The organism is Bartonella sp. ML69XJBT, from assembly GCF_028618515.1.
In the GTDB taxonomy this organism is placed as follows: domain Bacteria; phylum Pseudomonadota; class Alphaproteobacteria; order Rhizobiales; family Rhizobiaceae; genus Bartonella.
The window spans coordinates 82,489-97,436 of sequence record NZ_JAQITB010000005.1 but is presented as its reverse complement, the minus strand read 5'-3'; the positions used below and the strand labels follow the sequence as shown (position 1 = coordinate 97,436).

At 39.7% G+C, this 14,948-nt stretch carries 13 protein-coding genes; 3 read left to right on the top strand and 10 right to left on the bottom strand.

The features are described 5' to 3' along the window. Window positions 1-207 precede the first annotated feature (207 nt). From fabA to fabI, 3 genes are read left to right on the top strand one after another with little or no spacing between them, the layout of a single operon-like run. The gene (fabA, locus tag PVV68_RS03040; protein WP_273720182.1) at window positions 208-717 is read left to right on the top strand and encodes a 3-hydroxyacyl-[acyl-carrier-protein] dehydratase FabA; all 510 of its coding nucleotides are present in this window, start codon (window positions 208-210) and stop codon (window positions 715-717) included. Window positions 718-772: 55 nt separating this feature from the next. After that, entirely contained in the window at window positions 773-1,993 is a 1,221-nt protein-coding gene (gene fabB / locus PVV68_RS03035) for a beta-ketoacyl-ACP synthase I (RefSeq protein WP_273720184.1), read from the top strand. A gap of 49 nt (window positions 1,994-2,042) precedes the next feature. Then, entirely contained in the window at window positions 2,043-2,861 is an 819-nt protein-coding gene (fabI, locus tag PVV68_RS03030) for an enoyl-ACP reductase FabI (RefSeq protein WP_273720185.1), read from the top strand. Window positions 2,862-3,180: 319 nt separating this feature from the next. Here the strand turns inward: fabI and gpsA are convergent, their stop codons facing one another. From gpsA to rpsT, 10 genes are all read right to left on the bottom strand, one after another. Further along, the gene (gpsA, locus tag PVV68_RS03025; RefSeq protein ID WP_273720293.1) at window positions 3,181-4,203 is read right to left on the bottom strand and encodes an NAD(P)H-dependent glycerol-3-phosphate dehydrogenase; all 1,023 of its coding nucleotides are present in this window, start codon (window positions 4,201-4,203) and stop codon (window positions 3,181-3,183) included. A 365-nt stretch (window positions 4,204-4,568) separates the two neighbouring features. Beyond that, window positions 4,569-5,405, bottom strand: coding sequence for a cytochrome o ubiquinol oxidase subunit IV (gene cyoD, locus PVV68_RS03020; protein ID WP_273782655.1), 837 nt, complete (start codon window positions 5,403-5,405; stop codon window positions 4,569-4,571). Next, window positions 5,405-6,070: a cytochrome (ubi)quinol oxidase subunit III gene (locus PVV68_RS03015; RefSeq protein ID WP_273720188.1), complete on the bottom strand. Its 666-nt coding sequence runs from the start codon at window positions 6,068-6,070 to the stop codon at window positions 5,405-5,407. Before PVV68_RS03015 ends, cyoD begins: the two co-directional genes overlap by 1 nt. Continuing rightward, window positions 6,067-8,085, bottom strand: a complete 2,019-nt coding sequence (cyoB, locus tag PVV68_RS03010; RefSeq protein WP_273720189.1) for a cytochrome o ubiquinol oxidase subunit I — start codon at window positions 8,083-8,085, stop codon at window positions 6,067-6,069. Before cyoB ends, PVV68_RS03015 begins: the two co-directional genes overlap by 4 nt. Before the next feature lie 74 nt (window positions 8,086-8,159). Beyond that, window positions 8,160-9,131 carry a ubiquinol oxidase subunit II gene (gene cyoA, locus PVV68_RS03005; protein ID WP_273720295.1) on the bottom strand — a complete coding sequence of 324 codons (972 nt, stop codon included), beginning with the start codon at window positions 9,129-9,131 and terminating at the stop codon, window positions 8,160-8,162. Window positions 9,132-9,246: 115 nt separating this feature from the next. After that, the gene (aroQ, locus tag PVV68_RS03000) at window positions 9,247-9,711 is read right to left on the bottom strand and encodes a type II 3-dehydroquinate dehydratase (RefSeq protein ID WP_273720296.1); all 465 of its coding nucleotides are present in this window, start codon (window positions 9,709-9,711) and stop codon (window positions 9,247-9,249) included. Window positions 9,712-9,762: 51 nt separating this feature from the next. Next, window positions 9,763-10,896, bottom strand: a complete 1,134-nt coding sequence (gene recF, locus PVV68_RS02995) for a DNA replication/repair protein RecF (RefSeq protein ID WP_273720297.1) — start codon at window positions 10,894-10,896, stop codon at window positions 9,763-9,765. 20 nt (window positions 10,897-10,916) lie between these two features. Next, the gene (dnaN, locus tag PVV68_RS02990) at window positions 10,917-12,038 is read right to left on the bottom strand and encodes a DNA polymerase III subunit beta (RefSeq protein ID WP_273720190.1); all 1,122 of its coding nucleotides are present in this window, start codon (window positions 12,036-12,038) and stop codon (window positions 10,917-10,919) included. A gap of 185 nt (window positions 12,039-12,223) precedes the next feature. After that, window positions 12,224-13,789, bottom strand: coding sequence for a chromosomal replication initiator protein DnaA (gene dnaA / locus PVV68_RS02985; RefSeq protein WP_273720192.1), 1,566 nt, complete (start codon window positions 13,787-13,789; stop codon window positions 12,224-12,226). A gap of 710 nt (window positions 13,790-14,499) precedes the next feature. Then, complete coding sequence (gene rpsT, locus PVV68_RS02980) at window positions 14,500-14,766, bottom strand: 30S ribosomal protein S20 (protein WP_273720194.1); 267 nt, start codon at window positions 14,764-14,766, stop codon at window positions 14,500-14,502. Between the last annotated feature and the right edge of the window lie 182 nt (window positions 14,767-14,948).

Genomic DNA, 14,948 nt, shown 5'->3' with positions numbered 1-14,948 from the left:
CTGTTCAAATAAGTAAAATATAAAAAATGGAAACAGTGTGATATAATTTTTCATTACAATTTTTTATAATCACACACAGGATACATAAAAAAGGGCTTTTGTCATTAAAAATGATATAAAATCATTTCCCTCTCTTTAAAATTTGCTCTAAAAGTAGATTGGGGAAAAGCACAGAAGTCAAAATATACGCAAACAAATGGAGTAAAAATGGCTGAACAAAAGTCTCGCTATACTTATGAAGAGCTTCTAAGCTGTGCTCGCGGCGAAATGTTTGGTAAAGGTAATGCACAATTACCCGCCCCACCAATGTTGATGATTCATCGAATCACCCAAATTAGTGAAACTGGGGGTGAATACGATAAAGGAATGGTTCGCGCTGAATTTGACATTACCCCAGACCTATGGTTCTTTGATTGTCACTTTATAGGTGATCCAGTTATGCCAGGCTGTCTCGGGTTGGATGGTATGTGGCAATTAACAGGTTTTTTTCTAGGCTGGTTAGGTGAACCAGGAAAAGGGAGAGCTATATCAACAGGTGAAGTAAAATTATCAGGTATGGTAACTCCGCAAACCAAACTTCTTGAATATGGAATAGATTTTAAACGTATCCGGCGTGGAAATTTGGTGTTAGGAATAGCAGATGGATGGGTAAAAGCAGATGGAGAAGCTATCTATAAAGCAAGTGATTTACGTGTTGCCTTATTTAAAGAAGATTAAAATTATTTCTGCTAACAGGACATTTTGTTATTCTGTATGAAACAAGGAGGTATGGATGCGTCGCGTTGTTGTAACTGGAATGGGAATTGTCTCTGCAATTGGAAATAATATAGGGGCAGTTTTAACCAGTTTGTATGAAGCCAAATCCGGAATTTCTTATGCACCTCAGTATGCTGAATTAGGTTTTCGTAGCAGAGTTTACGGTAAACCTGATGTTAATATAGAAGAACTGGTTGATCGACGTGCTTTGCGTTTTCATGGACGTGGAACTGCTTGGAATCACATCGCTATGGATCAAGCAATTGTTGATGCGGGTTTAGAGCTCCATGACGTATCAAATGAACGCACGGGTATCATTATGGGCTCTGGAGGCGCTTCAACTCAGTCAATCGTTGAAGCTGCTGATATTACACGGCAAAAAGGTCCAAAGCGCATTGGTCCTTTTGTCGTACCCAAAGCAATGAGTTCTACAGCCTCCGCAACACTTGCAACTTTTTTTAAAATTAAAGGCGTGAACTATTCAATTTCTTCAGCATGTGCAACCTCTAATCATTGTATTGGAAATGCTTATGAATTGATACAATATGGCAAACAGGACCGCATCTTTGCTGGTGGTTGTGAAGATTTAGACTGGACATTATCTGTACTCTTCGATGCTATGGGTGCGATGTCCAGTAGGTATAATGACACACCAGAAAAAGCTTCACGTGCCTACGATGTCAATCGTGATGGATTTGTTATTGCTGGTGGAGCAGGTGTTTTGGTTCTTGAAGAGCTCGAACTTGCCAAAGCGCGTGGCGCAAAAATCTACGGAGAAATTGTTGGATATGGCGCTACATCGGATGGGCATGATATGGTTGCTCCATCCGGTGAAGGAGCAGAACGATGCATGCGCATGGCGCTTGCAACCGTAAAGAATAAAATTGATTATATCAACCCTCATGCAACAGCAACACCTGTTGGTGATCCTCCCGAAATAGAAGCAATTCGCCGTATCTTTGGAGCAGGTGATCAATGCCCACCAATTTCCGCCACAAAATCTCTGACCGGTCATTCTTTAGGAGCCGCTGGTGTTCACGAGGCAATCTATACATTGTTAATGATGAATCATAATTTTATTTGCGAGAGCGCCCATATTGAAGAGCTTGATCCAACTTTTGCTGATATGCCCATTGTTCGTGAACGTCGTGATCATCAACAACTTAATACTGTATTGTCAAATACATTCGGTTTTGGCGGTACCAATGCAACGCTCATTTTCCAACGCTATGCATAAATAGGGATTCTTAGCTGGTTGAAAAAAGCACGGTCTTACGGAGAATAATATGAAAGGTTTGATGGAGGGCAAACGTGGCCTTATTATGGGGGTTGCAAATGACCATTCGATTGCATGGGGCATTGCATGCCAACTAGCAAAAGCAGGAGCTGAATTGGCATTTACCTATCAAGGAGAAGCCTTCGGAAAACGTGTTCAACCTTTAGCAGAACAGCTCGGTTGCAAATTGTTGCTTGAATGCGATGTTGAAAAAATTGAAGATGTCGATCGTGTCTTTGAACATCTTGAAAAAGAATGGAAAACGATTGATTTCGTTGTTCATGCCATCGGCTTTTCAGATAAGAATCAATTAAAAGGACGTTATGTTGATGTAACAACACGTGAAAACTTTCAGCGTACAATGGTTATTTCTGCTTATTCTTTTACTGAAATCGCTCAGCGCGCTGGTAAACTTATGCCCAATGGAGGTGCTCTTTTGACACTTACCTATGGAGCTTCACAACAAGTTGTCCCTAATTACAACATTATGGGTGTAGCTAAAGCCGCTTTAGAAGCTATGGTACGTTATTTAGCTGCGGATTTTGGTCCTCAAAATATTCGTGTTAATGCAATTTCAGCTGGACCTGTGAGAACTTTAGCGGGCAATGGTATTGCAGCTGCACGTGCGATTTTTTCCTATCAACGTCGTAATGCGCCATTGCGCCGCACCGTAAATATTCATGAAATAGGAAAATCTGCTCTTTATTTACTCTCTGACTTATCATCAGGCGTTACTGGTGAAATTCATTATGTTGATTCAGGCTATAACATTATGTCTATGCCAACACTTGAAGAATTAAAACAAAGTGAGGAGACACAGGGAGAATGAATCTTCATAATGCTTTATTAAAGTGCGAAAATGACTATTTACATAGCCTTTTTAAAATGTGTTGAATGCTTTCTTCTCATCTGTAGAATCTGTAATTGAAGAAAATAGCTTATTTTTTAAAGATATGGTGTAAGAAGGGGTTTAGTTTTTCATGGTTAACCCATATTGCCATGCTTAAGTTATATCGTGTAAAAGATTAGCTCCTATAGCCCTCTCATTTGCTATTTGCTAGAATCTTATTGTTTTGTCTTATGGTCAGCGTAATAAGCTTCAAAATTTCTGTTATATTATTACCATATCTTTTATCTGTGCGAATAGTTTAGAAACATACTGTATCATGTATTTCATCTTTGAGTGCTCGGCTCAATAATGTATTGGCTGCTTCGACTACACTTTTATCGCAAAATAGGACTTGATAGATCTGCTCTGTAATTGGCATTTCTAACCCTATGCGCTGTGCTAATGCATGCACTTCTTTAGTATTTAAATAACCTTCAACAACTTGACCAACCTGTTTTTGCGCTTCTTTTATATTCATTCCTTGACCCAGCAACATACCAAAACGGCGATTGCGCGATTGATTATCCGTACATGTTAAAACCAGATCACCTAAACCTGTCATGCCCATAAATGTGGAAAGTTCAGCACCCATAGCAACACCCAAACGACTGATTTCAGCTAATCCTCGTGTGATAAGCGCTACTCGAGCATTTGCCCCAAATCCCATGCCATCTGATATTCCTGCACCAATAGCAATAACATTTTTGACTGCTCCACCCAATTGAACGCCAATCATATCAGAATTTTTATAAACTCTAACACTTTTATCACAATGGAAAAGTTGCTGTAACTCTTTACTAAATTCAACATCAGAAGCTGCTACTGTAATTGCTGTAGGCAAACCAACAGCAATCTCCTTGGCAAAGGTTGGTCCAGAAAAAATCGCCAAAGGAATTTTATCTCCTAAAATTTCACAAGCAACTTCTTGTAAAAGGCGTCCTGTACCATGCTCCAAGCCCTTCGTTACCCAAATAATACGTGAATGTTGATCCAAATAAGGTTGGATATTGTATAATACTTGGTGAAATACATGACTTGGAACCGCAATTAATATATTTTGGCTCGCTGTTATTGCAGTTTCAAGCGAAACTTCGGGAGATAGATTTTCAGGAAATCGAATATCTGGTAAAAATGCTTGATTGCAGCGATATTTCTGTAATTCTTTGATATGCTGAGGATTATGCCCCCAAAGTAAAACACGATGGCCATTACGAGCCAAAGCAATCGCCAATGCCGTGCCAAAAGAACCAGCACCAATAATTGTTATCGAAACGACTTTCATCAAACTTTCTGATTATTCTCCAAATTTCTCTTTGTAGTCCGTTATGGTTTTATTCTAACATACTGTGAAACCTTTTCAAAATTCTCATCCCCCCTTTCAATCGTATGAAAATAATATTATAGCTTCTCCAAATGACTGCTTACCTCAGGTCAAAATTGAGGTTTCACTTAAGCACCTATAGACTTTTTCGTTTAAAATAAACATATATTCAAAATGATGCCTCTTAAATTTACTCTCTGCCCCTCTGTTTATCACTCACCTTGCGCCCCATAATCTTGCCCCCATAATCTTGTTTGTGACTAAAACTTACAAAAAAGCCAATGCACTTGGCATTGGCTCTATGAATATTTTTACTCTTGATAATTTTACTGCACAGGCGCTTGCGTGTTTGGTGCTGGTTCCATAGGCATTTCTACAGCTGGTGCCTGCTCTACAGGAGCCTGTGTACTTGGTACTTGCCCCATAGGCATTTCCACACCTGGTACCTGCTCTAGAGGAGCCTGTGTACTTGGTACTTGCCCCATAGGCATTTCCACACCTGGTGCCTGCTCTACAGGAGCCTGTGTACTTGGTACTTGCCCCATAGGCATTTCTACAGCTGGTGCCTGCTCTAGAGGAGCCTGTGTACTTGGTACTTGCCCCATAGGCATTTCTACAGCTGGTGCCTGCTCTAGAGGAGCCTGTGTACTTGGTACTTGCCCCATAGGCATTTCCACACCTGGTGCCTGCTCTACAGAAGCTGGTGTATTCGGCCCTTGCTCTGTAGAAACCTGAGTACTTAACAAATCTCCTGTTGGCTTCTGTTTCTCTGATAATTTGTCCGTCGATATAGAACTATCTTCTGTTGTTCTTTCCGGCTCAATAATACGTCCTGAACCACCCATCATATTATAATTCAAATGAGAAATAGCCCACCACGTACCTCCAATAATAATCAAAACGCAAATGGCTGCAAACCACAAAGCACTTAAATTCCATTTCGCATCTGGGCCAGAATTCAAGTGCAAAAAGAAAACAATCTGCACTATGATTTGAATAATCGCCATTCCAATAAGATATGCAACTTTTGTACTAATTGCCCAACTCTCCATCATTCCATACATCACAGGAATAAAAGAACCCAAAGTAAAAAATACAGCCAGAATAAAGCCGATTAAATAGGAACCAGTACTGGGACCATGTGTTTCGTTTTGCATGTTCATTACAGCGCTCCTAACAGATAAACCATGGTGAAAACACCAACCCATACAATATCAAGCAAATGCCAAAAAATTGAAAGGCATGCTAAACGCGTTTTATTATCCTGATCCAAACCACTCCGACGCAGATGAAAAAACATCACCACCATCCAGAGAAGACCAACACTCACATGAAGACCATGGGTGCCAACCAAAGCAAAAAACGCTGACCAATAAGCAGATAAAACTTCTTTTCCAAAAAGCTTCAAACCCGTTGCAGGATCAATACCAGCATAAGCACCAGGGTCGTAATAAAATACTTCGCCCAAAAGTTCATGGAATTCGTAAATTTCCATGCCAATAAAGCAGCATCCGAGTACAAAGGTTATAGCCATCCATACACGCACACTACTAAGATTACCTTTATGGGTTTGTACCATCACAAACCCATAAGTAATTGATGAAAGCAATAAAATAGCAGTTTCAACCAAAACAAACTTTAAATCAATAAATTCATTGCCTGCTTTTCCTCCACCATAAGAAGCAGAAAAAACAGCAAAACTTGAAAAAAGTGTCGAAAATAAGATCAAATCCGAAAGGATATAAACCCAGAAACCAAACGTCATGACCGAACTGTTGTCGTGATGGTGCTCATCAATGTGAGCATTCTTCATTGTCATCGTACTCATACTGTTGCTCCCTGTTTTTTAAGGACAGCTGTAAAAGCATCTTCTGTCTTTTGCACTTCTTCAGCTGGAATATAGTAACCATGATGATCACCTGTTAATGAATGATGCACAATCGTTGCAACAAAACCAATCATTCCAATCGCAACAAGCCACCAAATATGCCAAACAAGTGCAAAACCAACAACTAATGAAAAGAACCCAGCAATAATTCCTGCCGATGTATTTGACGGCATATGAATTTTTGAAAATCCATTTGTTGGACGCTGATAACCATTCTTCTTCATATTCCAATAGGCATCATCAGAGCGCACCTCTGGGATAATTGCAAAATTATAGGAAGGAGGTGGTGAAGAGGTAAACCATTCAAGCGTACGTGCATCACCCCAGGAATCATTTAACGTTATTGGTAAGTGTCCCTTATGCTTAATACCGTACCAAATTGCCAAAACAACTTGCAGCACAAAACAAAGGATACCAAGTAAGATAATAAAAGCCCCCAATGCTGCAATCATAAACATCGGCTGCCAACTAGGCTCCATGTAATGTTGGAGACGGCGCGTTGCGCCCATGAACCCAAGCGCATAAATTGGAAAAAAGGCAAGATAAAAACCAATGAACCAACACCAGAAAGATGCAATGCCTAGCATCCGGTTTGGTTTATAACCAAAAACTTTTGGAAACCAAAAGGCAAGTCCAGCTAGATAGGCAAACACAACACCTCCAATAATTGTGTGATGGAAATGCGCTACCAAAAACAGCGAATTATGAAATTGCCAATCCGCAGGCACAATAGATAATAAAACACCTGTTAATCCACCACCAACAAATGTAAAGATCATCCCCATGCACCAAAGCATTGGAGGCTCAAAACGAATCCGCCCTTTATACATGGTTAGTAACCAATTAAAAACTTTTACACCCGTCGGAACCGCAATGATCATCGTAGCAAGACCAAAGAAGGTATTGACAGCTTCTCCCCCTCCCATTGTAAAGAAGTGATGTCCCCAAACAACAAGTGAAAGAATCAAAATAACCAACATTGCCCATACCATTGAAGTATAACCAAAAAGGCGTTTTGAAGAAAACGTTGAGACAACTTCAGAAACAATCCCAAAAGCAGGAACAACCAAAACATAAACTTCAGGATGCCCAAAAATCCAAACATAGTTAATCCATACCATTGGATTTCCACCACCAACATTGGTAAAAAAATTCATGCCCAAATAACGGTCACATGCCAAGAGAGCAAACGCTACAGTTAAGACAGGATAAATCACTAAAATAAGAACATTGCTAACGAAAGCACTCCAACAAAAGACGGGCATTTTCATCATCGTCATACCAGGTGCTCGCATTTTTATCATAGTTGCAACAAAATTGATTGCTCCCATCGTTGTTGCAATACCAGACAATTGAAGTGACCATAAATAATAGTCTACCCCTGTATCTGGACTTCCTTGCAACTCTGTGAAAGGTGGATACATCAACCAGCCACCACGACCAAAATTACCAACACCTAGTGATATGTTAATCAGTATTGCTCCTGCAGCTGTAATCCAAAATCCCAAATTATTGGCAAAAGGAAAAGCAACATCACGAGCACCAATTTGAAGTGGTATAATATAATTGAAAAGACCAAATAAAATCGGTGTGGCCATGAAAAAAATCATAATGGTACCATGGGCCGAAAAAATCTGATCAAAATGCTCAGGAGGTAAATAACCCGCTGTTTCGCTCCCAAGAGCCAAAGCCTGATGCGTTCGCATCATAATTGCGTCCGCGAAACCGCGAACAAGCATAATAATACCAAGCACTATATACATAATGCCAATGCGTTTATGGTCAACTGTTGTAATCCAATTTCGCCATAAGACTCCCCACCATCCAAGTACTGTCAAAGCAAGAACAGCAATTAAACCACCCACAAAAATCGCAATACATGTGTATAAAACAATCGGTTCATGTGCCAGTGCGTGAAAAGCACCAGCCGTAGGATCTGTAAGTCTTCCAAACATTTCTCAACCCGTATAAGATAAATTTCATTTTAAAAAGACCTTATTTTAAAAGGTCTCTTTCTCGATTGATGCACTCAATAACCATCAGGATCAAAAACTGAACAAAGTGCACCCCAAAGTGTCTGAGCCGCAGCTCGCTTCATTAAATCTTCATTACACACCGTATTTGCATCAACACATCGATTAACAATCCGGTAGTAGAGCTGCTTCTCAACAGGTGCAAAATAACGTACCTCAGCATCCTTTTCCTTCGCAGCAATATCACCCATACGAGGCGCAATAGAAAGCTGACGATAAGATGCACGATCAAGTACTTGACCATGGGCCCGAGCTTTAGCAACCCACTTATCAAAATCCTGCAAAGATACAGAATGCCATTTAAACCGCATTCCTGCGAAACCATCACCACTGTAATTCGCCGAAACTCCTTTGAATACTCCTTGCTTATCAGCTATCAAATGCAATTTAGAATTCATTTGCGGCATCGCATAAAGAACTGTGCCCAGTTTTGGTACCCAAAAAGCATTAACAGAATTCTCTGATGTCAACTGCAATAAAACCTGGCGACCTTCAGGTGCATAAACTTCATTGACTGCTGCAATCCCATATTGAGGATAAATAAAAACCCATTTCCAATCCGTAGCCACAACATTTATTTGCAACGGCTCTCCTTCCCCAACAATTTCCGTGGGAAGCGGATTTTCGGGTTCAAGCTTATAGGTGTAATAGGCAGTCAATGCACCCAAAACAGACACGATAACAATTGGAATGCCCCACATCAATGCTTCAATTTTATTGGAATGCCCCCAATCAGGTAAATATTCCGCAGACGTATTTGACGCATGATATTTAATGGCCAAAAATACCACACTCACCATGACTGGAATCACAACACAAAGCATAACAGCAACACAAATAACAATCAAAATAAGCTGTTGCCGTGCAACATATCCCGCCGGGTGAAGAACGTCAAACTTACAACCTGATAAAAGCAACACAACTCCTAAAATTACGAGAATTTTTATTTGTTTAACAAAGTTTTTCATTTCACCTGCCCCATCATACATATCAGAAGTTGCCATCAAAACATGACAAAATCTTAATAATATGCTTACCGATTTAAAAAGAATTATCAAGTAAATTCAAATGCTCTCCTCGACATTATACAACTTTTAATTCCTCTATGCCAAATTTAAACCTCTTGGCAATATATTCAAGCGCAAACCAATACCCATCACTCCCACAACCAGCAATGACAGCATCCACACCAGCAGACGTATAAGAGTGCTGGCGAAAAGCTTCACGATGATAAATATGAGACAAATGAACCTCTACTTTTGTCCCTGTAAACATTTTTAAAGCATCAAGAATTGCAACAGAAGTATGGCTATAAGCAGCAGGATTGATAATCAATCCTGCACTCATTCCAACCGCTTCCTGTATCCATTCTACCAATTGCCCTTCATAATTGCTTTGATGGAAATGTACAATTAACCCAGCTCTTGTTGCCCATTCCTTGCAAAATTTTTCAATATCTTCTAGAGTTTTAGTTCCATAAATTTCTGGCTCACGTTTCCCAAGAAAATTTAAATTAGGACCATTTAAAACCGTTATAATTCCAGACATCATAAGCCTCTTTTTCTCGACCATTCTTTCTCAAAAAAATTGAGCACGTTTTTACTGAAATAAAGCTCCATCCTTAATCTCAAAAAACTCTGCTCGTCCTTTTAAGGAATTAAATAAAATGCGGTCTGTTCCTGTCATAAATGTTTGCCCCCCTAAATCATCAAGAATATCAAATAAAGCAGCACGCCGATGAGAATCAAGATGTGCTGCCATTTCATCAAGAAGAAGTATAGGCGCCCTTTGCGACATCATACCTGTTAAACGCGCATGACACAAAACCAAACTTGTTAGCAACGCCTTTTGCTCACCCGTAGAACAAGATGTCGCAGCCATGTTTTTATCAGCATAAAAAACTTGTAAATCTGTGCGATGGGGGCCTTCCAGAGTCCTTCCAGCTGCTCGATCTATTGCACGGTTATGTCGCAATCGATCATAAAATTGCTCTTCAACCTCAACAGCCGATAATTTACTCAAAGCGGTTTCTAAAAAACCATTAATTTGTAAAAAAGCGCGTGGAAAAGCTCTCTGAGATGGCGTTTGTACAAACAGATCATTTAAAAGCCGAATAACATCAATACGTGCCGCAGCAATAGCCGTTGCCAGTTCTGCCATCTGCTTTTCTAACGCATTAAACCAAGCATAATTTTCATTGCCATCCAAAAATAAACGATTGCGCGCACGCATCACCTTATCATAATCTGCTATGCGACGACTATGCAAAGGATCAATAGCCAAAACCATACGATCTAAAAAACGACGCCGCTCAAGAGAAGGTCCTGTAAAAAGCCCATCCATAGAAGGTGTAAGAATACTGATATGACAGTAATCTGTTAAGCAATCACCTGGCTCATTCACACCATTAATATGTATTTTTCGACTATTAGTCTCAAGTTCAAATGCTGTACCAATCTTTACTTCGCCATAAAGAGCACATTCAAGACGTGCAAAGACAACAAATCCTTTACCACCACCATTTGCAAAACTAACGTCAGAATAAGCAGCACGCCGCAAACCGCGACCAGGAGAAAGAAAAGATAACGCTTCTAAAAGATTCGTCTTACCAGCACCATTATGGCCAGTAAAAACCACATGCTGACCGGAAAAAAGGATATTAAAGGAGGAATAATTGCGATAATGCACAAGCTTTAGCTGCCTCACTGCCACTTTGTGCACATGACCAGCTATGCATTGCAAAACAATGGTCCCTAAACGCGAATGGGCATCAGCACATAAAGCGCATCTGAATCATCATTATCACGAATCAGAGCTGGTGCTACAGCATCTGCCAACATAAAAACCACCTCATCACTGGAAAGTTGCCCAGCAATATCCAAAAGATAACGTGAATTAAACCCTATCTCAAGCGGATCCGATGTATAAGTTGCCGCTAATTGATCTTCCGCACTACCTGAATCAGGATTATTAACGACAAGCCTCAATTGTCCACACTCAATCGTTAATTTCACCGCACGTCCACGATCACTCGAAATCGTTGAAACACGATCAACAGCAGAAGAAAAATCCTGTCTGTTAACAATTAATTTTTTATCATTTTCAAGAGGGATAACACGTTGATAATCTGGAAATGTTCCATCAATTAATTTCGATGTAAAAACCACAGAACCTACAGAAAAACGAATTTTTGTCTCTGAAACTTCTACACACACATCACCATCAATTTCTTCCGCAAGAAGCTTTTGCAATTCTCCTACAGTTTTACGAGGAATAATGACACCTGGCATACCATCAACACCTGAAGGAGCTTCCATATCAACTTGTGCCAAACGATGACCATCAGTCGCAACCAAACGCAACTTCAAAATTCCATCATTCACAACATGAAAATAAATCCCATTGAGATAATAACGGGTTTCTTCTGTAGAAATAGCAAATTGCGTACAATCAAGTAAATGTTTCAATCCTGAAGCCGATAGAGAAAAACGATAACCAAACTGACCTGGAAGGGACTCAGGAAAATCTATCTTTGGAAGACACTGAAGCTGAAAATGCGCACAACCCGAAACGACAGACATTGTGCTTGCTTGATTTTCATCGACTGATAAGACAATTTCACTTCCATCAGGAAGTTTTCGAACTATGTCATATAACAAATATGCTGGTACAGTTATTGCTCCTGCTTGTTCAACATTGACTGTAAAAGATTCCGTAACCTCTAAATCAAGATCTGTCGCTTTTAACTGCACATTTCCATTCTCTGCATCAATCAAAACATTTGATAAAATAGGAACGGTATTACGACGTTCCACCACACGGTGAACACGACCAAGAGATTTAAGAAACTGACTGCGATCAACTGTAATACGCATAAAATCTCCGTTACAATTCACTAAAAACTATAGAAATTCTCTAGAAAAATAACCTATTTCCTTAAGAATCATTCGCCAGATTTTATTCAACCTCTCTTAAAATGGCAAGTGACACTTGTATAAGAAAAAAGCTAGCATCCCCCCCCCTGCACTATTTCTTTTAAAATAAGGAAAGACTGTAAATACTAAGCAGCCTGCTCTCCAATTAATCGTTTAAGCAATTCAAGCTCTTTGGCCAATGTCTGATCACCACAAACCAAATCTTCAATTTTACGAACTGCGTGTAAAACTGTCGTATGATCACGACCACCAAAACGACGCCCAATTTCTGGCAACGAGCGAGGCGTCAACATTTTTGCTAAATACATCGCAACTTGCCGCGGTTTGACAACTGTACGTGTCCGACGATTGGATAATAAATCTTGTTTAGAAACATTATAATGACGTGCAACCGTACGCTGAATTTCTTCGATTCGAATGCGCTTAGGCTCACCAGAACGTGTCAAATGGCCCAATAATTCATCAATCCGCTCTAAGGATAAATCCGTTTCAAATGATTGGCGGAACAAGAGTTGATTAAATGCTCCCTCAATATCACGTCCTGATCCTAAAACTGTCCTTGCAATATATTCTAGAATATCATCAGAAATCGAAAGCGTATTATCATCTTGCTGTGCTACCTTCAATCGCTGCTGTAGCATTTTCAAACGCATTTCATAATCTGGCGCCTCAATTTCAAGGGCGACCCCGCCCTGAAGACGAGACCGAACCCGAAGGTCAAGCGATTCTAATTCTGCTGGTGGACGATCCGCAGCGACAACAACTTGTTTCGCACTATCAAGCAACATATTAAGTAAATGACAAAACTCGTGCTGAATCGACTTTCCTTGCAAAAATTGCATATCATCAATAATGAGAAGATCAATATCACGCAACTGCTCTTTAAAAGAAAGAGCATCATTATCACGAATCGCCGTTGCAAAACGCCACATAAAATATTCAGCAGTCAAATAAATAACACGCGCAGGCGTTAAACGCTTCAAAGCCTCTGCCGCAATAGCTTGAAGCAAATGTGTTTTCCCTAAACCAACAGAGGCATGAACAAAAAGAGGATTAAACCTTAAAGCACTTTTATGCCCTTCTGCAATCGAACGCGCAGCAGCTAAAGCAACACGATTAGAAGAACCCTCCACAAAACTTTCAAACGTATAGCGAGAATCAAGTGGTGAACCAAAAACACCCGCTTGAACACTCTTTACAGAATTCTCTGTGTAATTCTCAACAAAAAGCGGAGTCGTTTGTTCTTCCAAAACAACAGGAGCTGCACTTGTTTTACAAACCACACCTCCAGAAACGCGTTTCATACCACGAACAATAACTTCAACACGAAGAATCGCTGCGTTCTCTTGTTTCCACAAATTTACCAAAAGAGAACCATAGTGATTATTAATCCATGAACGTAAAAATGCTGTGGGAACAGAAAGCTTTACAAGATTACGACTATATTCAGCAAGCTTTACACGACCAAACCAACTGGTATAAGCCTCAATACCAACCTGCGCCTTTAACTGGGCCATCACCCGCGCAAAAGCCGCCGCACCCTCCTCCTCTGAAATAATAGGAAAACCTCCAGAAATATTTCTACTCACTGCTCCACCACTGTCCGTCATCTTGATTACTTTTTCTGCCGACAGGATATTCACCGAAACCCTTTTAAAGGAACTAGCTTTAGAGTTCAATTTATCCACCATCTTTCATCCTGATAAAAATAAAAATTTTGTTCTGCCAAATCGCTAAAAACCAACATAGCAAAGGCAAAACGCCCTACCCCAAATAAGATTACTTACCCTCCCCTAGGATAGTTTCATTACAACCCCACCAATAAAGATGACCAATAAGATTTACTTGCACTCATGATATGACCCATTCTTCTAAAATGGCCAACATACCAACAAAGAAACAAAAAACACGTTAGAAAAAATCTATCCAACATGAGAGCATATGACAGCTTAAACTCAAGCATCTTATACTCATACATACCACAGGATAACAAACTGATGTGAACCCTGCATGTTTCTAGTCTCCATGAGAAACATACAAAACAGCAGAGGTAAAATGCAAGGGGTCAAAATAAAATCAAAACCTCCTATAAACCTGCTCATATAAATTAAAGATGAGGAAAATTATTGATTCAATTCATTTTTTTTCTCTAAATTTACCAATAATTAAAGAATCCCTTCGGATTAAAAAAAAAAAATAAAAATGCTTGACAAAAAAGACTCTGTAAAAATCCACAAAGCTTGTGGATAACCATACAAACTCTATAAATCTTCTCGTCTTTCTCATAGAAGGAATCATCACTGATTCCCTCTCTTAAAAAGTGACGCATTTTGGGAAAATAAAAAACCAGCATCCATAGATGCTGGTCTGATTTTTAAATCTTTAATAAAATCGAAAAAGTTTAAACGCTCAGAGCTTTCAAACGCTTTGCTAAACGCGATACTTTTCGCGCAGCAGCATTTTTATGAAAAACGCCTTTGGAAACAGCACGCATAATTTCAGGTTCAAAATTCTTAAATGCTATTTCCGCAGATGCCTTATCACCACCAGCCACAGCATCATCAAACTTACGAATAAAAGTACGAACGCGCGAACGGCGTGCCTTATTAACCTGTGTGCGTGCCACAACTTTGCGTACCGCTTTTCGAGCGGAAGGTGTATTCGCCATAAATATATCTTTCTTTCAACGCATCGGATATGGTTAGTCTCAATAATATCTCTACCAATCCAAATAAATCTAATTCAAGCAATACTATAAAGCTGCCAATAACTGTGCAGCTTATAACGCAATCCTTAAACCAACGTCAATCGAATTTTCACAGATTAAGTATAAAAAAACAAACCCTAACC